The organism is Rhodobacter sp. 24-YEA-8 (assembly GCF_900105075.1).
Taxonomy (GTDB): Bacteria; Pseudomonadota; Alphaproteobacteria; order Rhodobacterales; family Rhodobacteraceae; genus Pseudogemmobacter.
Map to the genome: position 1 here is coordinate 2,865,661 of NZ_FNSK01000001.1, position 22,943 is coordinate 2,888,603.

Annotated in this window: 22 protein-coding genes; 8 read left to right on the forward strand and 14 right to left on the reverse strand. The window is 63.3% G+C overall.

The features are described from left to right. Window positions 1–98: 98 nt before the first annotated feature. Window positions 99–740 carry a ribonuclease T2 family protein gene (locus BLW25_RS13915; RefSeq protein ID WP_366268137.1) on the reverse strand — a complete coding sequence of 214 codons (642 nt, stop codon included), beginning with the start codon at window positions 738–740 and terminating at the stop codon, window positions 99–101. A gap of 154 nt (window positions 741–894) precedes the next feature. Here BLW25_RS13915 and BLW25_RS13920 point away from each other — a divergent pair, with 154 nt between their 5' ends. Together BLW25_RS13920 and BLW25_RS13925 are read left to right on the forward strand one after the other, a co-directional pair. Next, entirely contained in the window at window positions 895–1,662 is a 768-nt protein-coding gene (locus tag BLW25_RS13920) for a DUF1013 domain-containing protein (protein WP_092899995.1), read from the forward strand. A 168-nt stretch (window positions 1,663–1,830) separates the two neighbouring features. After that, a complete protein-coding gene (locus tag BLW25_RS13925) occupies window positions 1,831–2,313 on the forward strand; it encodes a CAP domain-containing protein (RefSeq protein WP_171909558.1) in 483 nt (160 codons plus the stop codon). A 3-nt stretch (window positions 2,314–2,316) separates the two neighbouring features. On the opposite strand, the gene BLW25_RS13930 is transcribed toward BLW25_RS13925, so the two are convergent. Then, on the reverse strand, window positions 2,317–2,649 hold the full coding sequence (locus BLW25_RS13930; protein ID WP_143040515.1) for a hypothetical protein: 333 nt from the start codon (window positions 2,647–2,649) through the stop codon (window positions 2,317–2,319). Between the two features lie 123 nt (window positions 2,650–2,772). Between BLW25_RS13930 and rnr the strand changes: the two genes are divergently transcribed. Together rnr and BLW25_RS13940 are read left to right on the forward strand one after the other, a co-directional pair. After that, window positions 2,773–5,034, forward strand: coding sequence for a ribonuclease R (rnr, locus tag BLW25_RS13935; RefSeq protein ID WP_092900001.1), 2,262 nt, complete (start codon window positions 2,773–2,775; stop codon window positions 5,032–5,034). Next, a complete protein-coding gene (locus BLW25_RS13940) occupies window positions 5,031–6,275 on the forward strand; it encodes a lytic murein transglycosylase (RefSeq protein ID WP_092900003.1) in 1,245 nt (414 codons plus the stop codon). Before rnr ends, BLW25_RS13940 begins: the two co-directional genes overlap by 4 nt. Before the next feature lie 58 nt (window positions 6,276–6,333). Here the strand turns inward: BLW25_RS13940 and BLW25_RS13945 are convergent, their stop codons facing one another. The 3 genes from BLW25_RS13945 to BLW25_RS13955 all read right to left on the reverse strand — a co-directional run bounded on the left by BLW25_RS13945 (window position 6,334) and on the right by BLW25_RS13955 (window position 8,867). Beyond that, window positions 6,334–6,990, reverse strand: coding sequence for an HAD family hydrolase (locus BLW25_RS13945; RefSeq protein WP_092900005.1), 657 nt, complete (start codon window positions 6,988–6,990; stop codon window positions 6,334–6,336). Window positions 6,991–7,104: 114 nt separating this feature from the next. Beyond that, the gene (gene rsmD / locus BLW25_RS13950; protein WP_092900007.1) at window positions 7,105–7,674 is read right to left on the reverse strand and encodes a 16S rRNA (guanine(966)-N(2))-methyltransferase RsmD; all 570 of its coding nucleotides are present in this window, start codon (window positions 7,672–7,674) and stop codon (window positions 7,105–7,107) included. After that, window positions 7,674–8,867, reverse strand: coding sequence for an NAD(P)/FAD-dependent oxidoreductase (locus BLW25_RS13955; RefSeq protein ID WP_092900010.1), 1,194 nt, complete (start codon window positions 8,865–8,867; stop codon window positions 7,674–7,676). The genes rsmD and BLW25_RS13955 overlap by 1 nt, the downstream gene beginning before the upstream one ends. A 79-nt stretch (window positions 8,868–8,946) precedes the next feature. Here BLW25_RS13955 and BLW25_RS13960 point away from each other — a divergent pair, with 79 nt between their 5' ends. Continuing rightward, window positions 8,947–9,438: a peroxiredoxin gene (locus BLW25_RS13960; RefSeq protein WP_092900012.1), complete on the forward strand. Its 492-nt coding sequence runs from the start codon at window positions 8,947–8,949 to the stop codon at window positions 9,436–9,438. 76 nt (window positions 9,439–9,514) lie between these two features. Here BLW25_RS13960 and BLW25_RS13965 read toward each other — a convergent pair whose 3' ends face one another. The 6 genes from BLW25_RS13965 to BLW25_RS13990 all read right to left on the reverse strand — a co-directional run bounded on the left by BLW25_RS13965 (window position 9,515) and on the right by BLW25_RS13990 (window position 15,603). Then, window positions 9,515–9,880 carry a 4a-hydroxytetrahydrobiopterin dehydratase gene (locus BLW25_RS13965; protein WP_092900014.1) on the reverse strand — a complete coding sequence of 122 codons (366 nt, stop codon included), beginning with the start codon at window positions 9,878–9,880 and terminating at the stop codon, window positions 9,515–9,517. A gap of 42 nt (window positions 9,881–9,922) precedes the next feature. Beyond that, entirely contained in the window at window positions 9,923–11,080 is a 1,158-nt protein-coding gene (locus BLW25_RS13970) for a GNAT family N-acetyltransferase (RefSeq protein WP_092900016.1), read from the reverse strand. A gap of 63 nt (window positions 11,081–11,143) precedes the next feature. Beyond that, complete coding sequence (locus tag BLW25_RS13975; protein ID WP_092900018.1) at window positions 11,144–11,917, reverse strand: glycerophosphodiester phosphodiesterase family protein; 774 nt, start codon at window positions 11,915–11,917, stop codon at window positions 11,144–11,146. A gap of 2 nt (window positions 11,918–11,919) precedes the next feature. Then, window positions 11,920–12,378, reverse strand: coding sequence for a RidA family protein (locus BLW25_RS13980; RefSeq protein WP_092900020.1), 459 nt, complete (start codon window positions 12,376–12,378; stop codon window positions 11,920–11,922). A gap of 145 nt (window positions 12,379–12,523) precedes the next feature. Next, a complete protein-coding gene (locus tag BLW25_RS13985; RefSeq protein ID WP_253188460.1) occupies window positions 12,524–13,849 on the reverse strand; it encodes an HlyD family type I secretion periplasmic adaptor subunit in 1,326 nt (441 codons plus the stop codon). Then, complete coding sequence (locus BLW25_RS13990) at window positions 13,846–15,603, reverse strand: type I secretion system permease/ATPase (protein ID WP_092900022.1); 1,758 nt, start codon at window positions 15,601–15,603, stop codon at window positions 13,846–13,848. Before BLW25_RS13990 ends, BLW25_RS13985 begins: the two co-directional genes overlap by 4 nt. Window positions 15,604–15,788: 185 nt before the next feature. Here BLW25_RS13990 and BLW25_RS13995 point away from each other — a divergent pair, with 185 nt between their 5' ends. Then, window positions 15,789–16,577, forward strand: a complete 789-nt coding sequence (locus BLW25_RS13995) for an MlaA family lipoprotein (RefSeq protein WP_092900024.1) — start codon at window positions 15,789–15,791, stop codon at window positions 16,575–16,577. Between the two features lie 16 nt (window positions 16,578–16,593). Next, window positions 16,594–17,205: an MlaC/ttg2D family ABC transporter substrate-binding protein gene (locus BLW25_RS14000; RefSeq protein ID WP_092900026.1), complete on the forward strand. Its 612-nt coding sequence runs from the start codon at window positions 16,594–16,596 to the stop codon at window positions 17,203–17,205. Between the two features lie 101 nt (window positions 17,206–17,306). On the opposite strand, the gene BLW25_RS14005 is transcribed toward BLW25_RS14000, so the two are convergent. Together BLW25_RS14005 and BLW25_RS14010 are read right to left on the reverse strand one after the other, a co-directional pair. Further along, on the reverse strand, window positions 17,307–18,644 hold the full coding sequence (locus BLW25_RS14005) for an ammonium transporter (protein ID WP_092900028.1): 1,338 nt from the start codon (window positions 18,642–18,644) through the stop codon (window positions 17,307–17,309). A 35-nt stretch (window positions 18,645–18,679) separates the two neighbouring features. Then, a complete protein-coding gene (locus tag BLW25_RS14010) occupies window positions 18,680–19,018 on the reverse strand; it encodes a P-II family nitrogen regulator (RefSeq protein ID WP_092900030.1) in 339 nt (112 codons plus the stop codon). Between the two features lie 271 nt (window positions 19,019–19,289). Between BLW25_RS14010 and BLW25_RS14015 the strand changes: the two genes are divergently transcribed. After that, the gene (locus BLW25_RS14015) at window positions 19,290–21,620 is read left to right on the forward strand and encodes a transglycosylase domain-containing protein (protein ID WP_092900032.1); all 2,331 of its coding nucleotides are present in this window, start codon (window positions 19,290–19,292) and stop codon (window positions 21,618–21,620) included. 126 nt (window positions 21,621–21,746) lie between these two features. On the opposite strand, the gene BLW25_RS14020 is transcribed toward BLW25_RS14015, so the two are convergent. Next, entirely contained in the window at window positions 21,747–22,922 is a 1,176-nt protein-coding gene (locus BLW25_RS14020) for an amino acid aminotransferase (RefSeq protein WP_092900034.1), read from the reverse strand. Window positions 22,923–22,943 lie beyond the last annotated feature (21 nt).

A 22,943-nucleotide genomic window follows, 5' to 3' on the forward strand; every position in this document is an offset into this window, starting at 1 on the left:
CGGGCGCGGGCTGCCCCCTGCATCTGCGGCGGGAGTATCCCGATCAGGGGAATGCAACTTCCTCCTGACCTCCGCCGGAGGCTTCCGGAGTGTGGCTTTCAGCGCACCGCGTCGAGCACCGCGTCTTTCAGCCGGCAGTCGCGGATCGCGCCCTCCCCACAGCGGCGCGGCGCGAGATCTTTGGTCAGACAGATCCGAACCTCGCGAATGGCACCGCCCTGGCAGATGATGGTGACCTGATCGGGTTTCAGCCCCGGATTTGCCTCAAGAAAAGCGCCCTCGATCACTTCGGCGGGCACTTTAAGTGTCTTGGACATGCGGGCAAAGACCGGCGGGATTTCGACTTTTTCATAGGCCTCGCGTGCCTTTGCGTAATAGTCCCCCGGCGCGAGACCCGAACAGCGCCCATGCTTTTTCCACTGGTAAAAGGCATAGCCCGCGCCCCCCATCACATCCGCAATTGCGGCCGATTCAGAACGGGTCGGATCGCGCTCCACCGTGCGACAGTAAGATGGCCAGCCCTTTTCCTTTTGCGGCCAGAGCCCATGCAGCACAAAGGTCAGCCCGCGCCCGATATCGCATTGCGGATCGCGGCGCGCATCGCCTTCGGCCTCGCACCAGCCCGCGGACCAGGACAGCGCCATGACGTAATAGTCGAAATCGCCCGCCCTCTCACCCTCGGCTTTCGCCGGAAAGACAGTCAGCAGGCACAAGGTGACGAGCGACAGGATCCGCAGCAATTTTACTTTCCCTCAGGCAGGAATCGCACTATACGGCAGGGTAATTCCCCGACATCGGAGAACGTGAACCAAAGGTTCACAGCCGTTTTCCCGGCGCGGGAGAGATTTGTAAAGGCCAACCCTGCTAGCAGGGCAACAGCTGAAAGGAAGTCCTATGTCGAAGCCGATTATGGCCCGCGCGACCGCCGTCTGGCTGGTGGACAACACGACCCTGACCTTCAGACAGATCGCCGATTTCTGCGGCATGCATGAGCTTGAGGTCCAGGGCATTGCCGATGGTGATGTCGGTGGTGGCGTCAAAGGGTTTGACCCGATCGCCAATAACCAGCTTGAACAGGTCGAGATCGACCGTGGCGAGAAAGACCCGCTCTACAAGCTCAAGCTCAAGTTCAACGCCGCCGCTCTGGGCGAGGAAAAGCGCCGTGGCCCGCGCTATACCCCGCTCTCGAAACGCCAGGACCGCCCGGCGGCGATCCTCTGGCTGGTCAAGTTCCACCCGGAGCTGTCGGATGGCGCCATTGGCAAACTTGTCGGCACCACCAAGCCGACGATCCAGTCGATCCGCGAACGCACCCATTGGAATATCCAGCATATCACCCCGGTTGACCCGGTCGCGCTTGGTCTGTGCCGCCAGTCTGAGCTGGATGCCGCCGTGCAGCAGGCCGTTCGCCGCAAGGCAGCCGAAGGCGGCGTGATGTCGGATGACGAGCGTCGCAAACTGGTTTCGACCGAGCAGAGCCTCGGCATGGAGCCGGTGGCGCGTGTCGAGACCGCTCTCACCGGGCTTGAGGTCTTTGGCGAGGAGCAGCCTGTCGAAGAGGAAGAAGCGGAAGAGAAGGACTTCTCGGATGCCGACAGCTTCTTCTCGCTGCCCTCCGGCGACAAGGATGAGGACGAGGACGACGAGTCTGACCGTCGCTGAGCCACGATCCGCGCAGCAACTGACATGAACCGAGCAAAAAACCGGGCCCTGCGCCCGGTTTTTTTCTTTGTCTCGCCTTAGTTCAGCGATCTTTGCCATAGATGACAAAAGCGGATCAGCGGGGGCTGATCCAGTCTGATGTTTCTCTGGAACGTGGATGCTGCTGCCATGAAGCTGTCTCTGTTGCCGTCTCTGACGGCCGCCTTTCTTGCTCTGTCCTTACCCGCGCTCGCCTGCACGGCTGCTTCCGAGCGGCAGCAGATCCGCCAGGAATTCGCGCAATGGGTCAATGGATTGCGCGCGGAACGGGGCCTTGGGCCGCTACGCCTCAACGGAACCCTTGACCGTGCCGCAAGGGGTCACGCCTGTGACATGGCGGTGAATGCCTTCATGAGCCATAGCGGCTCGAACGGCTCGTCGCTGAAGACGCGGCTGAAACGGGCGGGCTACGGGCTTAAGACCGCGACCGAGAACCTCGCGACCAGCAGTTCCGCGCCCAATTCGGCGACGCCGGCGCGGCTCTGGCTGAATTCGCCCTCGCATCTGGTCAATCTGCTCAATCCCAATATCACCGAGATGGGGCTTGAGATCACCGTGGCGCGCGGCAAGACCTATTACGTCTTTGTCGGCGGCCATCCGCGCCGCAGCTGAGCCCTATGCGGGCCAGCGCGCCCGGGCCAGGATCGGGGCGTCGCCTTCGGGCGGTGCCTCGCCTGTTTCCCAGGCGTAAAGGCGGATGTGATCCGGGCGGATGCCATCCGGCCCGGCAATCACCTGCCATTCAAGGTGAAACCCCTCGGGGATCAGCCCTTCGGCCCAGAAAGTGATCTCTTCACTGTCCAGCGCCTCAGACGGCAGCGCCGGCCAGCCATCAGCATCGCCCCAGAAAACCAGCGCCTCGATCTCCGGATCCTCACCCGCAAGACGTGCCAGCGGCTGCAGAAACAGCTCTTCCGGTGTCTTTTCCTGCGGCTTTTTCGGCGCCATATCGGCCTCCTGCGGGGTGGCCCGCATAAGCGGGGGCTGCGGACGACCCCGCATAAGCGCGTGAAAGCGCAGCCTGTCAAGCATCCGCTTCCCGGCTGGCAAGGCGCGTGCTAGGTCTGAGACATGAGCCAGATCCCGTCCAAAGAGCAGATCCGTCAATGGATCACCGATAATCCCGGCCTGTCGTCAAAGCGCGACATCGCGAAAGCCTTCGGCGTGAAGTCCGATGAGCGGAGCGAGCTGAAACGCGTGCTGCGCGAGATGGAGGCCGAAGGGGATCTCGCGAAACGCGCGCGACGGTTCCTGCCGAAAGGCGAGCTGCCGCCGGTCGCGCTGCTGAAGGTGCTGCCGCCCGATGCGGCGGGCGATCTTTTCGCCGAAGCGATGGAGGAAGGCGTCGATCCCGATGCCGGCCGTATCCTGATCATCGCGAAAAAGGACGATCCCACTCTGGGCGTCGGCGACCGGATTCTGGCCCGGCTCGCGAAGGTCGATCTGGACGATTACGTCTGGGAGGCGCGGCTGATCCGGCGGATCGGGTCGAACCCGCTGAAAGTGCTGGGCGTGTTCCGCAAAGGATCCGAAGGCGGGCGGATCGTGCCGATCGACAAGGGCCAGGACAAGGAGTGGCGGGTCCTGCCCGATGGCGATATGGGCGCGAAAGATGGCGAACTGGTCGAGGGCGAGGCCGTCGGAAATCGCCGCATGGGCCTGCCGCAGGCCAAAATCGTGGCGCGGCTGGGCGATCCGGCGGGTCCGCGCGCGGTCTCGCTGATCGCGATCCATCAGCATGGCATCCCCGACCAGTTCCCCGACAAGGCAGTAGAAGAGGCCGATAACGCGCCGCCCTTTACCATGGCGCATCGCGAAGATCTGCGGGATCTTGACCTTGTCACCATCGACCCCCAGGACGCGCGCGACCGTGATGATGCGGTGCTGGCGCTGGTTGATGACGAGCCGGGCAATCCGGACGGCTTTGTCCTTTGGGTCGCGATTGCCGATGTGGCGAATTATGTCCGCCCGGGCTCGGCCCTGGACCGCGAGGCGCGGCGCAGAGGCAATTCCACCTATTTCCCCGATCGCGTGGTGCCGATGCTGCCCGATACATTGTCGGGCGATCTGTGTTCGCTGCACGAGCATGTCGACCGCCCCTGTATGGCGGTCAGAATGCGGATCAATTCCTCGGGGCAGAAGATCGCGCATCGCTTTACGCGGGGCGTGATGCGGTCAAAGGGCAGCCTGGAATATGGCCAGGTTCAGCGCGCAATCGACGGCCAGCCCGACGCGGCGACGGGCGCGCTCCTGCCGCAGCTTAAAGTGCTTTACGCCTGCTATGACGCGCTGAAACGCGGACGGGCTTTGCGCCAGCCGCTGGATCTGGATCTGCCCGAACGCCAGATCGTTCTGTCAGATGAGGGCAAGGTTTTGTCGGTCGATTTCAAGGACCGGCTCGACGCGCATAAGCTGATCGAAGAATGCATGGTGATGGCGAATGTCGCCGCCGCCGAGGAATTGCAGCGGGTAAAGCAGCCTTTGCTGTACCGCGTTCATGAGGAACCCTCGCCCGACAAGCTGGAAAGCCTTCGCGAAGTGGCGGAGGGCTCCGGCTTTACGCTGGCTAAGGGTCAGGTGCTGAAAACCTCGCATCTGAACCAGCTGTTGAAACAGGCCGAAGGCTCGGAATTTGACGAGCTGATCAATATCTCGACGCTGCGCTCGATGACCCAGGCCTATTACGCGCCCGAGAATTTCGGCCATTTCGGGCTGGCACTGAAGAATTACGCGCATTTCACCTCGCCCATCCGCCGATATGCCGACCTGATCGTGCATCGCGCGCTGATCCGGGGGCTGGGGCTTGGCCCAAAGGACACACCGGATGGCCTGTCGGATTTCGACATGGAGAACCTCGCCGAGACCGGCAAGCTGATCTCGGATGCCGAGCGTCGGTCCATGGCCGCCGAGCGTGACACGGTCGACCGCTATCTGGCCGCCTATCTTTCGGACCGGGTCGGTGCGGTGTTTACCGGCCGCGTCGCCGGGGTGCAGCGCTTCGGGCTTTTCGTGAAACTTGACGAGACCGGGGCCGACGGGCTGGTGCCGATCCGCGAGGTCGGGCGCGAATTCTTCCATTTCGACCCCGACAGCCAGACCCTGATGGGGGCCGACACCGGTCTGACCATCGGCATTGGCCAGAAGGTCAAGGTGCGCCTCGCCGAGGCCGTGCCGGTGACCGGCGGGCTGATCCTGGAACTTGTCGAGCTGGAAGACCGCGCTTTGCCTTCGGGGCGTGCCGCAAAGGGCCGGGGCCGCGCGCCAAAACGCGCGCTTGGCAAAGCACGGGCGGCCGAGGCCGCGAAACGCCGGGTGGTGAGGCGGCGGAAATGAAACGGCTTGCCCTTGCGGCGGCGGTGATACTGGCGGCTGCCGCCATGGGGCCGGCGGTTCAGGCCCAGACCATCGAAGACACAGAGGGCAGCACTGCCGTGGGGCGCGAGGTCGAAACTGCAGCGGGGTTCCGCACCTGGATTGGCGAGTATCGCGGCAAGGCGCTGGAAGCCGGTGTGCCGGCAGCGGTCTGGGACCGCGAAATGCGCGCGGCAGAGTTCCTGCCCGATGTCGTGCGCCGCGACCGCAACCAGAATGAATTCACCCGCACGATCTGGGATTATCTCGACATCGCCGTTTCCGACGAGCGGGTGGCGATGGGCCGGGCGGCGGCTGAGAAACATGCGGACCTGCTGGCCCGGATCGAAGCGAAATACGGCGTACGCAAAGAGATTGTGCTGGCGGTCTGGGGACTTGAGACCTCTTACGGCACCTTTCGCGGCAGGACCGACACCATCTCGGCACTGGCGACGCTGACCTATGACGGGCGGCGCGAGGCGTTTTTCGGCGCGCAGCTGATTGAGGCGCTGAAGATCCTTGAGGCGGGCGAGGTCTCCCGCCCCGATATGCAGGGCAGCTGGGCGGGCGCGATGGGGCATACCCAGTTCATGCCGACCTCCTGGCGCGATTATGCGGTGGATTTCGATGGCGACGGGCGGCGGAACCTGTGGTCGGATGATCCCGCCGACGCCCTGGCCTCGGCGGCGCATTACCTCAGCCGGCATGGCTGGGCGCCGGGCGTCCCCTGGGGGATGGAGGTGCAGCTGCCCGAGGGGTTCGATTACGACCTGACCTCAGAGCGGGTGGTGAAGCCGGCAGCGGACTGGGCGGCGCTTGGGGTGAAGCCGGTGGCGGGGCCCTGGCCAGAGGGCGCGCGGGTGTCAATCCTGGTGCCTGCGGGAGCCAGGGGCGCGGCTTTCGCGATCTGGCCGAATTTCCAGGCGATCGAAAGCTACAACCCGGCCGATGCCTATGTGATCGCGATTGGCCATCTGGCGGACCGGATCGCGGGCGGCCCGCCCATTGCGACCACCTGGCCACGTCACTGGAAGGCGCTGACACTGGACGAGCGCAAAGAGGTCCAGCAGCTTTTGACTGCTGCCGGCTATGACGCGGGCGGTGTTGACGGACGGATCGGGCCAAAGACCGTGGCCGCGGTCAAGGCCTGGCAAAAGGCAGGCGGGATGGTCGCGGATGGCTATGCCAGCCCGGATGTGCTGCGCGATTTGCGGGCGCAGTAACGGGTCGGGGCGCAGCCCCCACACTGCCGGACCATTTCGGACAGGGGGAAGCCGGGGGTTAAAGCCCGAGAAGGCCGGGCAGATCTTTCATGGAATGAAAAAGCGGCACATTCAGGGCTTTGAGACCTCTGGCGGGGGGCTTGTCTTCGCCATGCGCGGCAAAGCCGAGGCAGGGGATGCCTGCGGCGATGGCGGCGCGGGCGCCGGCCGGGCTGTCTTCGATCACAACACAGGCCTCTGGCGCCACGCCGCAGGCTTTTGCACAGGCGAGGTAAAGATCGGGCAGTGGTTTCGGCCTGCCGATGGCCTGGCCTGACAGCACGGTGCGGAACCTTGGGATAAGGCCACGTGCACCCAGAGTGATCTGCATCTTTTCGGGCGATCCGTTGGAGCCGACCGCATAGGGAATGCCCGCCGCATCCAGCCGGTCGAAGACCTGGAGAATATCCGGGATCAGCGGCACCCCGGCTTCGAGCATGGCATACATATTGGCATAGAGATCGGCGACCCAGCTTTCCGGCAGATCGGCCCCATTGGCACGGGCACGACTTGCGACATCCTCGACCGTTCCGCCGATATAATCGCGCTCAAGCTCTTCCAGTGTCAGATGAAAGCCGCAGCTGGCAAATTCAGCCAGCATGATCTGGAATGTCGGGCCTTCGCTGTCGACGATCACGCCGTCACAATCGAAGAGTACAGCAGCGGGAGGTGTCATGTCGTGATCCGGTTCTGGCGGGGGCGGCAATCTCTGCCCGGCGCTATCACCCATGGCCCCGGGCGAACAGCGCCCGGGCAGCATCAGATCGGCATTGTGTGATAGCGGTAACGCTCAGGCCAGGCCGGGCGCGCGCAGCAATGTGATCCAGGTCTCGCCATAGCGGCGCTGGTCGAGCAGATCGAATGCCTCGGGCGGGGCGGGGGCGGTGCCCTCTTCCCAGACGATGATCGCGCCCGGGGTCAGCCAGTCGCCTGCCAGTGCCGAGGCGAGCGCGGCCTCGCCAAGCGCTTTGCCATAGGGCGGATCGAGAAAGACGAGGTCGTAGCCTGGCCCGCGATTGGGGCCGAGCTTTGTCGCATCGCGGCGCCAGACATCGGTGACGCCCATCGCCTGCATCTTTTCGATATTCTTGCGCAAAAGCGCGCGCGACGCCGCGCCGTCATCGACAAAAGCCACCCGCGTGGCCCCGCGCGACAAAGCCTCTAGCCCAAGCGCGCCAGTGCCTGCGAAAAGATCCAGCACCCGTGCCTCCTGGACCGGATTGCCATAGCCGCCATTCAGAAGCAGGTTGAAGATCGCCTCGCGGACGCGGTCGGATGTCGGGCGCAGATGCGCCTCGACATCCCCCTGCCCGACATCCGCGAGTTGCAGGCCACGCCGCGCGCCTCCGATGATACGCATTATTTCAGCAAGGCCTTCAGATCGGGTGCGGAGATGATGACCTCTGGCGCCGGTGACTTTCCGGCTTCGATCAGCCGCTTGCCGACCATATAGGCCCGCGCATCGCTCATCGCATCAACCGCGAGCAGGTCATCGCCCCGGTAATACCAGTGCGAGACGCCGCCGATTTCACGGGTGATCACGCGGTCATAGCCGATATTCAGCCCGGCGATCTGCAGTTTCAGATCATACTGATCCGACCAGAACCAGGGTTTCGCCTGATAGGCCTTTGCCGCACCGAGCATATTCTCCGCGACGATCTCGCCCTGGTCGATGGCATTGCCGACCGATTCCATCCGGATCCGGCCGCCCTTCCACGGAAAGGACGCGCAATCGCCCGCCGCCCAGATCGCCGGATCAGAGGTGCGGCCCTGCTCGTCCGTTGCGATGCCGTTATCCAGCGCGATGCCGCTGGCATCGGCCAGTTCCGCGCCCGGCGAGACGCCAACCCCCACCACAACGAAATCAGCCGCGATCTCGCGCCCGTCTTTCAACAGGACACCGGTGACCGCCCTGTCCCCGAGAATGCGGTCGAGCGCGGTTTCCTCAAGGATCGTAACGCCCTGCTCGCTATGGGTTTTGCGAACGAAATCAGCGGTCTCGGCGGCGGCGACTCGGCCCAGGATGCGCGGTGCTGCCTCGATCAGGGTGACGGTGAGGCCGAGTTTTTTGGCAACCGCCGCCGCTTCCAGACCGATATAGCCGCCGCCGATCACGACGAGGCTGCGGCCAGCGGTGAATTCCGCGCGCATCCGGTCGACATCGCGCAGATTGCGCACGGTGAAGACGCCGTCCAGATCACCGCCGATGGCAGCGGGCAGGCGGCGCGGGCTTGATCCGGTAGTCAGCGCCAGCTGATCATAGGGGATGGTCTCGGCCCCGACCGTCACGGTTTTCGCGGCGCGGTCGATGGCGGTCACGGGCGCCCCCAGACGCAGGGTGATGTTGTTTTCTTCCCAGAATTCCGGGCCGCGCAGCCAGAGACGTTCCTGCTCCATCTCGCCCATCAGATAGGCCTTGGACAGCGGCGGGCGCTGATAGGGCGGCGCGGCTTCGTCGCCGATCATGGTGATCGGACCATCGGCGCCAAGGTTGCGCAATTTTGCCGCCAGCGCCGCTCCGGCCTGACCGGCGCCCACTATCACCACCCTCATCTTCCGCCCCCTCTGGAATGTTACGCGACACAGCCTATAACTTCCCGGGCAACAGGCGCAACGCGCGAGGAGACACGTAATGTCGCAAATCACTGTCGGGGCGAAACTGCCCGAAGCGAAGCTCTTGAAACTGGGTGCCAACGGACCGGAAGCGGTGGATCTGGGCGAAAAGCTCAAGGGCCGCAAAGTGGTGATTTTCGGTCTGCCCGGCGCCTTTACCGGCACCTGCACCACCGCCCATGTGCCGAGCTTTATCCGCACCGCCGAAAAATTCGCGGCCAAAGGCGTGGCAGAAATCATCTGCGTCTCGGTCAATGATCCTTTCGTGATGGATGCCTGGGCGAAATCGACCGGGGCGGACAAAGCGGGGCTGAGCTTCCTCGGCGATGCGGATGGCTCTTTCACCAAGGCGATCGGTCTGGAATTCGACGCACCGCCCGCCGGTCTGCTGGGGCGTTCCAAACGCTACGCGCTGCTGGCCGAAGATGGTGTGGTCAGGGTGCTGCATCTTGAGGCCTCGCCGGGGCAATGCGAGATCTCGGGCGGCGAAGCGCTGCTGGCAGAGGTCTGATCCCTAACGCGGGTGCCTTTCAGGGGCACCCGCCCGCCCCGACAAAGATCGGACGGGGATCAAAAGGGACCGGGCTTCAGCGGCCCTGCGCCCTCATCTCGCAAAGGCAGAGGATCGGCGCGCCATGGTCTTCTATAATCACGGCTCCTGGGGCGATCCGGTCGAGCCGCTTTGCCAGGTCGATATCCAGAGCGCTCAGGCCATTGACGTCATGGGTCGTCAGGGTGACATCGACAATATTATAGCGATTTGACCAGTCGGGATGGTGGTTCGCGCGTTCCGCCGCAAGCGCCACGCGGGTCATGAAGCCCCAGGCCTCGGAAAAGCTGCGGAATTTCCATATCTTGCGGATCGCATCCTTGTCCGGCGCCGCCTTCCAGCCCGTCGCATCCAGATCAGGAAGCAGCGTCTGGCGTTCTTCCCGGGTGAGCAATGCGGTCATGGTAAAGGGCCCCTCAGCCTGTAACAGAAGATCAATGGCGGGCTATTCGTCCCCGGTGCTGCGACGGAAGGGGCCGTATTCCGTAAGGATCCCGATCTCTTCATCCAGCGCAAGCGATTCGCGGCTGACGAAATCGGCGACCGCCCGGCGAAATCCGGGATCGGTGATCCAGTGCAGTGACCAGGTTTCCTGGGGCAGATACCCCCGCGCAAGCTTGTGTTCGCCCTGGGCACCGGCCTCGACCCGTTGCAGCCCCTGCGCGATGGCATAATCGATGGCCTGATAGTAACAGAGTTCGAAATGCAGCGCCGGATATTCCGCGAGCGCCCCCCAATAGCGCCCGAACAACGCGTCCCGCCCGATGAAATTCAGCGCGCCGGCCACCGGTGTCGCGCCATCGAAGGCAAGGACCAGCAACATGTCGTCGCGCATCGTCTCGTGAAGGGCGGTAAAGGCGGCGCGGGTCAGATAGGGACGGCCCCATTTGCGCGCGCCGGTATCCTGGTAAAAGGCCCAGAAAGCGCTCCAGTGTTCGGGCAGGATCTGATCGCCGCTGAGCGCGTGAATGGTGAGGCCATGGGCGCGCGCCGCCTCGCGTTCCTTGCGGATCATCTTGCGCTTGCGCGAGGACAGATCAGCAAGGAAGTCGTCAAATCTGGCATAGCCACGATTAAACCAATGGAATTGCTGGCTCTTGCGGGGGATGAGGCCCTGAAATCCGCTCAGCGCCTGCGCCTCTTCAGGCGTGCAGAAGGTGACATGCAGCGAAGAAATCTGATTGCCGGCGGTGATCGAAATGGCGGCTTCGGCCAGCGCCTCGCGGTGTTGGTCGGGGCCAAGAAACCGGCGGCCGCTGACCGGGGTGAAGGGCACCGCCGCCTGGAGCTTGGGGTAATAGCGGCCGCCGGCACGCTCATAGGCCTCGGCCCAGCCATGATCGAAGATATATTCCCCCTGGCTGTGGGTCTTGAGCCAGAGCGGCAACAGTGCTGCCGGACGCCCCGCATCAGACAGAATCAAGGGCTTTGGCAGCCAGCCGGTCTTTCCCCCGGTCGAGCCCGAAGCCTCCAGCGCCATCAGAAAACGATGCGTGGTGAAAGGGTCGATGGGCCGGCCATCTGCCTGTTCCGGCGCAGCAATCGCATCCCAGGTGGCAGCAGGGACTTCGGTCAGGCTTTCGGCGAGGGTAATATCGGCCATCGCGATCCTGTTTGCGGCGCGGGGAGCAGGTGTCTGGTTTAGATGGGTCGCCCCGGGGGCTGATCAAGCCGGAAGCGGCGCGGAATAGCCTTCAAAGGTGACATTCTGCGCGATTTCACGGGCCTTTGCCTCGGCCTCGGGTGACCGGATGGTCCAGCACAGGATCGCCGCGCCCTGGGCTTTCAACGCTGCCACGCGCGGGCGGGGCAGGTCTGCGGCCTCATGGCTGATAAAGGACGCATCGGTGCGGGCAAAATCCGGGATCTCGCGCAGATGGTCGCAAATGGCAGGGTCCAGCGGCGCCCAGTCCTCAGCCTCATAGGCCGAGGTGGTGATCCCCCGCGCGATCCCCGGCGCGAGCCGTGCCATATGGGCGATGGAATGCGGGTTGAAGGACATCACCGCAACATCACCCCGGTAATCGGCCAGCAGCCGCGCCGTCTCGGCCTCCAGCCGCCCGTCAGTGGCGGACATGGTCAGGGTCTGGTCCTTGATCTCAACCAGGAGCGGCACCTGACCCGCGACAAGATCAAGCACTTCAGCAAAGGTCGGGATCCGGTCCTCGCTGTCTTTCAGTGTGATCCGGGACAGATCAGCCGCGTTGCGAGCATTCAGCGGCCCGGTCTCATGCGTCAGACGGTCAAGGTCTTCATCATGAAACACCATCGCCACGCCATCCTGCGACAGCTGGAGGTCGATCTCGATGGCATAGCCGGCGCTTATGGCCGCCCTTATGGCGGCGGGAGAGTTCTCGATGATCCCCCTGCTGCGGTCATGCAAGGCACGATGCGCGACCGGCAGGCAAAGCAAAGACGGCGGCAGAGGGACCCGGGTCATGATCAGGCGATCTCGAAAATCGCGTCGATCTCGACCGCCACGCCCAGCGGCAGCGAGTTTGACGAGACGGCGGCCCGGGCATGGCGCCCTTTGTCACCCAGCACGTCAACCATGAAATCCGAGGCGCCGTTGATCACCTTTGGCTGATCGGTGAAATCGGCGGTGGAATTGACGAAACCTGTCAGTTTCACCAGCCGGGTGATACGGCTCAGATCGCCACCACAGGCCACTTTGACCTGCGACAGGAGCGAAATCGCGCAGCGACGCGCTGCAGCCGCACCCTGTTCGACCGAAAGCTCGCTGCCCAGTTTGCCTTTGATCGGGCCGTGTTCATCGGCGCTGATCTGGCCCGAAATATGGACGAGATTTCCGGTCTGGACGAAACCCACGTAATTCGCGACCGGGGCAGGCGCGTCAGGAAGGATAACGCCAAGCTCTTTCAGGCGGGCTTCGATGGACATGGGATTCTCCGCTGATCAATGTCGCGGCAGAGCCTATCCGCAGGCCGCCCGGGCGACAAGCCGGGCGCGTCGGAAACGATTTCTTTCAAGAAATCGTGCCGGAGCCTCTGCAGGCTCCGGTCCGGAGTTTTTATAAAACTCCGGCTCAGCTCTCGCGGAACGCGCGATTGAAATAGTCCATGAAGGGTTTGACCAGATAGCCGATCGGGGTGCGGGGATCGGTCTGGATAAAAGCTTCGACCGGCATCCCGGGCATCAGCTGCAGATCCCCCAGTTTGTCAATTTCCCCGATATCCAGCACGATTTCGACCCGGTAGAAACTGGCACGGGTCGTCTGGTCGCTGAAAGCATCGGCCGATACAACCGTCACCTTGCCCAGAAGATGCGGCGTTGTGCGCGACGAAAAGGCCGAAAAGACCAGCTCCACCGGCTGGCCGACATGGACCTGGTCGATATCAATCGGCGAGACCTGGGCCGCGATCACCAGCGGGCGATCCTGCGGCACGATATAGAGCAGCGGATCCGCCGCCCGGATGACCGCCCGCGGCGTGGTTACGCCAAGACCCAGCACAATCCCCGAGACCGGCGTGCGGATATCGAGCCGTGCCACCTGTTCGCGCAGCGCGCGGCGGCGTTCGGCCAGTTCCAGCTCCATCGGGGCGATCTCGCGCAGCCGGTCGGTCGCCTCTTCCCGGCGACGGATGTCGATACTGCCGATCACCACATTGATTTCGGTGATCCGTTCCTCAGCCTGAGCGCGGGTCGAGATCAGATCCCCGGTCTGACCCAGAAGCCGCGCCTCTTCGCGTTGCAGCGCCAGCACCGAAGCCATCTGGGTCAGCCCGCGTTCCAGCAGGCTCTTCTGGCTGGTCAGCTCCTGGCGGATCAGATCAAGCTGGATCCGGATCGCCTCGGATTGTGCGTCGATTCCGGTGATCCGCGCCTGAATCTGGCCGATCTGACGCCCCAGCTGCTCGGCCTCTTTCGCCGAAGTCGCAAGCCGCGCCTCGAACAGGCTGATCTGACCGTCGATCTGACCCTGGACCTCGGGGCGGGCCTTTGCCTCTTCCCGCAGCGCCTCGGGGAAATCGAGCACCGGGATATTGTCGCGCTCCGCCTCCAGCCGCACCCGTTGTGAGATCACCTCGGTGAGCTGACCTTCAACAATCGCCAGTTCACTGTGCAAAAGCGTACCGTCCAGCCGGATCAGTATATCGCCAGCCTCGACCCGCTTGCCCTCATTCACCTCGATCGAGGCCACAACCCCGCCATCGGGATGCTGGATCACCTGACGGTTCTGCTCTACCTCGATCTGGCCACTGGCCACGATGGCGCCCGAAAGGCTTGCCATTGCGCCCCAGATGCCGAAGCCGCCGATCAGGGCTAAAAGGGCTGCGAAACCGATGATCAGCGGGCGGTGCATGGGCCATTGCCGCAGGCCGGGGGCGCTGCCGGGGTCAGAGCGGCTCATTGCACACCTCCCTGGCTGGCCGGGATCTGCGCACCCTGCCCCGGGCGGACGATATCGCCGGCATTTTTCACCGCCTCGCGCAGCACCTGGTCACGCGGGCCGAAATTCTGCACCATCCCGTCTTTCATCAGCAGCAACAGGTCACATTCCTGGATCGCCGCCGGACGGTGCGCCATGATGAACACCGCGCAGCCATCGGTTTTTGCCTGGCGGATCGCCTGGTTCAGCGCCAGTGAACCATCATTGTCGAGGTTGGAATTCGGCTCATCCAGCACCAGCATCACCGGATTGCCGTAAAAGGCCCGTGCGAGGCCAATGCGCTGGATCTGCCCGCCAGACAGCTGGCCGCCCATGCTGGTCACCTGGGTGTCATAGCCCTTTGGCAGATGCAGGATCAGATCATGCACCGCTGCCTTCTTCGCCGCTTCGACGATCCCGGCGGGATCGGCATTCTCATCGAGCCGCGAGATATTTTCGGCAATGGTGCCATCAAACAGCGTTACCCGCTGCGGCAGATAGCCGATGTAACTGCCCAGCAGATCGGGATCATATTGATCCAGCGTCGCCCCATCGAGCCTGACCGTCCCTGCCGCAGGTGGCCAGACCCCGCAAAGTGCGCGCGCCAGCGAGGATTTCCCCGAGCCCGAAAGGCCGATCACTCCGATGGCCTGACCGGGATCGACCCGGAAAGACACGCTCCGCAGAACCGGCCGCGGATCACCAGGCGGCAGAACCGCAAGACCCGAAACCTCGATCCGGCCGGTCGGGCGCGGCAAGGCGGTGCGGTTCACCTCACGTGGCACTTCGGATAAAAGCTTGCCCAGACGATCCCGCGCCGCCCGCGTTCTGGCCAGCATCGGCCATTGCCCGATGGTCTGTTCAATCGGCTGCAAAGCCCGCCCCAACAGGATCGAACCCGCAATCATCGCCCCAGGCGACAGCGCATTTTTCAGCACGAGCCAGGCGCCAAGACCCAGGATTGCCGATTGCAGGAACAGCCGCAACGTCTTGGTCAGAACCGAATAGCCACCCGACCGGTCCGCCAGCTCCATCCCCCGGATCAGCGCGCGGCTGCGCAGGTGATACCAGCGGGTAAAGGCATTGCCGCTCATCCCGAGGGACCGCACCAGTTCGGATTCGGATTTAAGGTTCTCGGCCTGGCGGTCGGCGGCGAAACTGGCCAGCGTGGCCTGTTGGGTGATGGTATCGGTGGCGCGCTGATTGGCCCAGGCCAGCAAGAGCAAAAGAAGCGCCGCGCCAACCGCAAACCAGCCCAGCACCGGATGGAAGATGAACAGGGCCGCGATGAAGATCGGGGTCCAGGGCAGATCCAGCAGCCCCTGCAGCAGGGGCGAGGCCCAGAAGCGCGCAATCGCCTCCAGATCCGACTGGGCGGCGCGAGCCTCGGTATCCATCGGCGCAACCGAGAGCCTGCGAAACGAGGCCGCCAGCACCCGCTTGTCCAGCGCCTCCTGGAACCGCGCCCCTATCCGGGCCAGGATGCGCGCGCGGGCATGGTCCAGAAGCCCCATCACCGCGAAGAGGAAGACCATCAGCACCGTCAGCGCGATCAGCGTCGGCTCGGATCTCGACAGCAGCACGCGGTCATAGATCTGCAACATGTAAAGCGGCGAGGTCAGCATCAGAAGATTGGCGAAGACCGAGAAGAGAAATGCGGCCGACAACGCCCCCTTTGAGAGGGACCGGACCGAGGAAAGCTCATTCAGCCCGGATTGCGAGGTGCCTTGGACCAATGCATTTCTCCAGATGTCACATAAATCGCTCAGTGAATGGCCTGATTGTGGCCGAAGCCTGCCACCCGGGGGGTCGCTGCAGAAATGTCCGTTGTCTTGAGGATTGCCACACCGTAAGCCTCTCACGCAATATCTCTGCATCCTTCTCCTAGCTTAGTGTCTCGTGACGCCCTGAGATTCCGTTAATGACCGTGACCAGCCAGACCGAAATCGTCTCTTTCCGCCCCTTCCTGCTGGTCCTCGGGCTGAGCGTGCTTGCGGCCTGTGCCCAGACGCCCCATACGGATGGCATTTATGACCCGATCGAGCCGATGAATCGCGGCGTCCATGCGGTGAATAAAGGGCTGGACACAGTGATCGTGCGGCCGGTGTCAAAGGCCTATGGCACCGTGGTGCCGGGGCCGCTGCGCCAGGGGGTCTCGAATGTCGCCGATACGCTGGATCTGCCGGGCGTGGTGGTGAACCAGGTGCTGCAGGCCCGAATCGGCGAGGCAACGACAAATACACTGCGCTTTGCCGTGAACGCGACCGCCGGGATCGGCGGGCTGTTCGACGTGGCCTCGGTACTGGGGATGCCGAAAACCGATGCCGATTTCGGCCAGACGCTCGCCGTCTGGGGTGTCGGCGAAGGGCCCTATGTCGAATTGCCCATCGAAGGGCCGTCCACCGCGCGCGACACGGTCGGGATCGTGGTCGATTTCGCGATGAACCCGCTGAACAATGTGTTCGACGGCGATGATGCCGATGCGACTCTCGCCATTGAAGGGCTTTCACGCCTAAATGATCGCTACCGCTATTCCGATACGGTGGATTCGATCCTATATGACAGCGCTGACAGCTATGCCCAGCTCCGGCTTCTCTATCTGCAGAACCGGCGCCATGAGATTGCGAAGGCAAAGGGCGCAGCGGATGGGGATGATGGCGACTTCATCGACCCCTATGAAGACGATTTCATTGATCCCTATGCGGATTGACGTTGCGAGGACTGACATGTCTGTTCATCTGGTTTCCGGCCTTTCGCGCCGCCACTTTCTGGGCACCGGGCTTGCGGCAGCTGCCGCGCTTGGTGCCATGCCTGCCTTCGCGCTTTCCGATGCCGAGGCCAAGGCCCTGATCGACAAGGCCGTCGCCGATATCAACGGGATCATCAACTCGGGCCGCTCCGAGGCCCAGATGTATCCGGCCTTTGAAAAGCTCTTCGTGAATTACGCCGATGTGCCGCAGATCGCACGGTCTGCCCTTGGACCGGCGGCGAAATCGGCGTCAAAGGCCCAGATGCAGGCCTTCACCCAGGCCTTCCAGGGCTATATCAGCCGCAAATACGGTCGCCGCTTCCGCGAGTTCATCGGGGGCCGCATTGAGGTCACCGGCGCGCGCCCGGTGAAAAGCTATTTCGAAGTGATCTCAACCGCCTATCTGAAGGGCTCCAGCCCTTTCGAAGTGCGCTGGCATGTGTCGAACAAAAGCGGGCGGGATCTGTTTTTCAACATCATCATCGAAGGCGTGAACATGCTCGCCTCGGAACGCACCGAAATCGGCGCGATGCTCGACCGGCGCAGGGGCGATATTGATGCGCTGATCCAGGATCTGCAAAAGGCCTGAAGCCTCCGGCGCTCACCGGGATCAACACGCAAAAGCCCGCCGGAATTTCCGACGGGCTTTTTCTTTCGCGTGTGGCGGGGCCCGAAGGCCGCCGCCCGTGATCAGTAGTGATAGGCGCGCTCGCCATGCGAAGAGAGGTCGAGGCCTTCGCGCTCGGCGTCTTCCCTGACCCGCAGGCCGCCGGTCAGAACGCCGACCACCTTGTAGATGATGAAGGACAACACCGCGCAGTAGACAATGGTGATACCGACAGCCGCGATCTGGTAATAGACCTGCTCTGCCATGCCGCGACCTTCCGGATAGCCCTGGCCGCCCAGCGACGGTGCCGCGAAGATGCCTGCGCCAACCGCGCCGACGATGCCGCCGATCCCGTGGATGCCGAAGACGTCGAGGCTGTCATCATAGCCCAGCTTCACCTTCACGACGGCGACGAAGTAATAGGCCGCTGCCGAAGCGATGGCGCCGAGGAAGATCGCGCCGATCGGGCCGACTGCGCCGGCTGCCGGGGTGATGGCCACGAGACCAGCGATCATGCCCGAGACACCACCCAGCATCGAGGCCTTGCCGCGCAGCAGCGCCTCAACCAGCACCCAGCCGAGAATGCCGCCGGCGGTTGCGGTGAAGGTGTTGATCATCGCAAGGCCTGCCAGCGTGCCGGCCCCCAGAGCCGAGCCCACATTGAACCCGAACCAGCCCACAAAGAGGATCGAGGCGCCGACCATGGTCAGGGTCAGCGAATGCGGCTGCATGTTCTCTTTGCCGTAGCCGAGGCGCTTGCCGACGCAGATCGCGCCAACCAGAGCCGCGATACCGGCATTGATGTGCACAACCGTGCCGCCTGCAAAGTCAAACACTTCCCAGCCGAAGAAGAGGCCATTCGCGTCCCAGGCCATATGTGCGACCGGGTAATAGACGACGGTGACCCAGATCAGCGAGAAGAGGAGCGCCGCCGAGAATTTGATCCGCTCGGCAAAGGCGCCGATGATCAGCACCGGTGTGATCGAGGCGAAGGTCATCTGGAAGGCGATGAAGACATATTCCGGGATGGTGCCCGAAAGGCTCTCCGGCCCCACACCTGCGAGGAAGAGCTTGCCAAAACCGCCGAAATAGGGGCCCTCGGCGCCGCCAAAGGCGAAGGAATAGCCGTAAACCACATAGGCGACCATCATCAGTGCCGCGATGGTGGTGGTCTGCATCAGCACCGAAAGCATGTTCTTGCTGCGCACAAGGCCGCCATAGAACAGGGCGATGCCCGGGAAGATCATGAAGAGCACGATGGCGGTCGAGACCATCATCCACGCAGTATCACCGGTATCCAGCGCGGGCGCGGCCTCGGCCACTTCGACAACCGCTTCTGTGGCTTCCTGCGCCAGGGCGGGCAGACCGGCCAGGAGCGACATCGCCGCGGCAAGCCCGGAATATTTGACAAGTTTGTTCATTTTGGCTGTTTTCCCCTGTTCCCTCGGGTCCCTGTTCAGATCGCGTCTTCGCCGGTTTCGCCGGTGCGCACCCGCACGGCCTGTTCGACATCGAGCACAAAGATTTTTCCGTCGCCGATCTTGTCGGTCTTCGCGGTCTTCGCGATGGTTTCGACCACCTGCTCGGCCAGCGCATCGGCCACGACGATTTCCAGCCGGACCTTCGGCACGAAATTCACCGCATATTCGGCACCGCGATAGATTTCGGTATGACCTGACTGCAGGCCGAAGCCCTTGATCTCGGTCACCATCATTCCGCGCACGCCGATCGTGGTCAGCGCTTCGCGAACTTCGTCAAGCTTGAACGGTTTCAGTGCCGCAATGATGAGTTTCACATCTGTCCCCTTCCTGAGAGCGAGCCCGGGGCGAGCGGGCCTCTGAGCGAAAGAAGGCGGGATTTTGCAGATGCAGCACAAGAAAACGGCGTGTTCTGAACCGGTGCATCGCGGTGCAGTCGCAAAATTTTTGCACTAATCGGGGCATGTGATTATTTTTTCATCAGCGGATAGATTCGAATCGTTTCCTCCTGCCCTTCGCAAAGCCGGGCGAACCCGCTATTCTCTGCCGGATTCTGAAAGAACACGCTTCGAGGCGGGCAGCAGGCATATGGCGACGAGTGGCGGGGGCAAAAGCCCTCTGGTGGCAGACAGACGATATCCTCCCCGTGCTTCTGCGGGCGGCTCCGGTGGCAATTCCGGCAGAGGCCAGGGCGGAGGCCCGGGGCGTGGTGGCAGCGGCGGAGGCGGAGGTGGCGGCAGACCGCCGCAAAAACCGGCCCCGCGCAAACAGGCACCGAAACAACCCCGCAAAGCGGCCCGCGCCCGGCGCAAACATGGCTTCATTCTCGGGACCATCCTGTTCTTCTGGCGGATGATCTGGGGCGTGCTTTGGCGTGTCACCGCCGTCGGCGCATTGGTCGTCGGCGCAGTGGTCGCGTATTTCTACAGCCAGCTGCCGCCACTTGAGGCGCTGCTGGACGGGCGGGCGCGCGGCTCGGTCACCATGCTCGACCGCGACGGCAGGACATTTGCCTGGCGGGGTGAGACCTATGGCGGCCAGATCACCGCCGATACGGTCTCGCCGCATCTCCTCAATGCCATCGTTGCCACCGAGGACAAGCGCTTTTACTGGCACCTGGGCGTCTCGCCCCGCGGTATCGCCAGCGCGATCCGGATCAACCTTGCCGAGGGACGCAGCGCGTTCCAGGGCAATGGCGGCTCGACCATCACGCAGCAGGTGGCCAAGCTTTTGTGTCTGGGCGTGCCATTCAACCCGGCGGAATGGAAATCCGAAGCCGAATATGAGGCGGATTGCCGGGGCGGCGGTATCAAGCGCAAGGTCAAGGAAGTGCCCTATGCCATCGCGATGGAGCTGAAATACTCCAAGAAGGACATTCTCGGCATCTATATGAACCGCGCCTATCTGGGTGCCGGCGCGCGCGGGTTCGAAGCCGCCGCACAGCGCTATTTCGGCAAATCCGCCGCCACCGTGACCCCGGCCGAGGCCGCGATGCTTGCGGGTCTTCTGCAGGCCCCATCGGCGCTGGCGCCCACTTCCAACCTCGAACGCTCGCAAAACCGCGCCAATGTGGTGATCGGGCTGATGCAGGAACAGGGCTACCTGACCAAAGCCGAAGCCGATGAGGCTCGCGCCCATCCCGCCACCCCGACCGAGGCCGCGCGGCAGCGCTCGGGCGGCTATTTCGCCGATTGGGTGATGGAGACCACGCCGGATTACCTCGCCCGCGACACGACCGAAGATGTGGTGATCGAGACGACACTGGATCAGGATCTGCAGCGGAAATCCGAAGAGGCGCTGAAACATGTCTTTGATACGAAAGTCAAAGACGGCTCGACCGCCCAGGCCGCAATTGTGGTGATGAGTTCGGACGGTGCGGTGCGCGCGATGGTTGGCGGGCGCTCGATCCCGCGTGCGGGTGATTTCAACCGCGCGACCCAGGCGCTGCGGCAGACCGGGTCGGCGTTCAAGCCCTTCGTCTATGCGGTGGCGCTCGATCTGGGCTACAGCCCGCTCGATTATGTCGATGACAGCCCCTATACGATCAATGTGCCCGGCTCCGGCCCCTATAGCCCCAAGAATTACGACAATAAATTCAAGGGGATGATCACACTGGTCCAGGCGCTGAAGGAAAGCCGCAATATCCCGGCGGTCAAAATCTCGGAAATGGTCGGGCGTGACCTCGTGAAAAAGGTCGCGACCGAATTCGGCGTTGCCTCCAAAATGGCCGATGGCCCGGCGCTGGCGCTCGGCGCCTCGGAATCGACGCTGATCGAGATGACCGGCGCCTATGCCGGCATCCTGAACGGTGGCTCTTCGGTGACGCCTTACGGTCTGCGCGCGCTGAAGCTCCGGGGCGAAAATGACGAACTCTTTGGCAGCGGCGGCGGTATCGGCGAAAGGGTGATCTCGGAAACGGCCGCCCATGCGCTGATCTATATGATGACCGAGGTGATCAATTCCGGAACCGGCGCCCGCGCCCGCCTCCCCGGCCGCGAGGCCGCCGGCAAAACCGGAACCACCAATTCGGCGCGCGATGCCTGGTTCGTGGGCTTTACCTCGGATTACGTGGTTGGCGTATGGCTCGGCTATGATGACAACCGCCCGCTGACCGGCGTGACCGGCGGCGGCCTGCCCGCAGATGTCTGGCGCGAGGTCATGATCCGGATCAACGAAGGCGTCCCCCCGATGCCGCTGCCGAAAGAGATCCCCCCGAACACGGTCGAAGCTGGCGGATCCTTCGGCCCCTCCCCGGATATCGGCGGGGTCGACCGCCCGGTCCTGCCCGAGGAAGTGCCCTATTTCGACGGCTCCAACGCGCCGGTCTATCAGGGCGGCTCGAACCAGCAGGGCGCCCCCGCCTCGCAAAACCAGGACGATATCGACCGCGCGGTTCGCGACGCCATGGGATTGAACTGAGCCCCGGTCTTCCTCTTGCCGGAAATACTCCACGGGGGGTGAAGGGGGTGAAACCCCCACCGCGGCCCCCGGACAAATGCAAAAGGGCGGGACAATGTCCCGCCCTTTCCACATCCGTAAAACCGCTCAGAGAACCGAGGCAATCGCCTTTGCCAGCACCGGAACGGTCCCCTTGTTCAGCCCGGCGATATTGATCCGCGAATCCCCGACCATATAGACGCCGAAGTCTTCGCGCAGCTTCACCACCTGTGCTTCGGACAGCCCGAGCCGCGAGAACATGCCCCGATGATCCGCGACAAAGTCGAACCGGTCGGAATTGGTGGCCTTGCGCAGCTCGGATGCCAGCTGCTCACGCAGACCCAGCATGTTCAGACGCACCTCTTCCAGCTCGGCTTTCCAGTCGGCGGTCAGGGCGGCATCTTCCAGGATCGTGGTCACGATCCGGGCGCCGTGATCCGGCGGGAAGCTGAAATTCTGCCGGTTGAGGAAGTTCAGATTGCCCTGCACCACTGCCTTGCGATCCGCCTGGGTCAGCGCGATCAGTACGCCGGTCCGCTCGCGATAGATGCCGAAATTCTTCGAGCACGAGGCCGCGACCAGCACTTCATCAAAGGCCGCTGCCACTTTGCGGGTGGCTTCGGCATCCGCATCCAGCCCGTCGCCAAAGCCCTGATAGGCCAGATCGACCAGCGGCAGCGCCTTGCGCGCTTTCAGAACCGTGATCACCTCATCCCACTGCGCAGGCGACAGGTTCGCCCCGGTCGGGTTGTGGCAGCAGCCATGCAGCAGCACGACATCGCCCTCGGCAACCTGGCTCAGATCTTCGATCAGACCGGCGAAATCCAGCCCCGAGGTCTTCACGTCGAAATAGCGGTATTCCGCCATCGGCAGGCCAAGGAATTTCACCATAGACGGATGGTTCGGCCAGGTGGGGGCCGAAAGCCAGACCTTCGCCCCGGGCCGCGCAAGCTTTACCAGCTCGAAGGCCTGGCGCAGCGCGCCGGTGCCGCCGGGGGTCGAGATCGAGGCAGCACGTTCACCAAACCCATCGCCAAGGATCAGCGCGGTGATCGCGGCATTATAGGCGGGTTCACCGGCAAGCGCGGTGTAGGTCTTGGTGGTCTCGGCTTCCCAGATCTTCTTTTCGGCGGCCTTGACCGCGCGCATCACCGGGGTGAGCCCGGTCGCGTCCTTGTAAACGCCCACGCCAAGATCAATCTTGCCGTCCCGCTTGTCCTCACGAAACATCGCGATCAGTTGCAGGATCTTGTCCTGCGGCTGCTGGGTCAAAGCCTCAAGCATGTCTTCCTCACATCAGCGGGC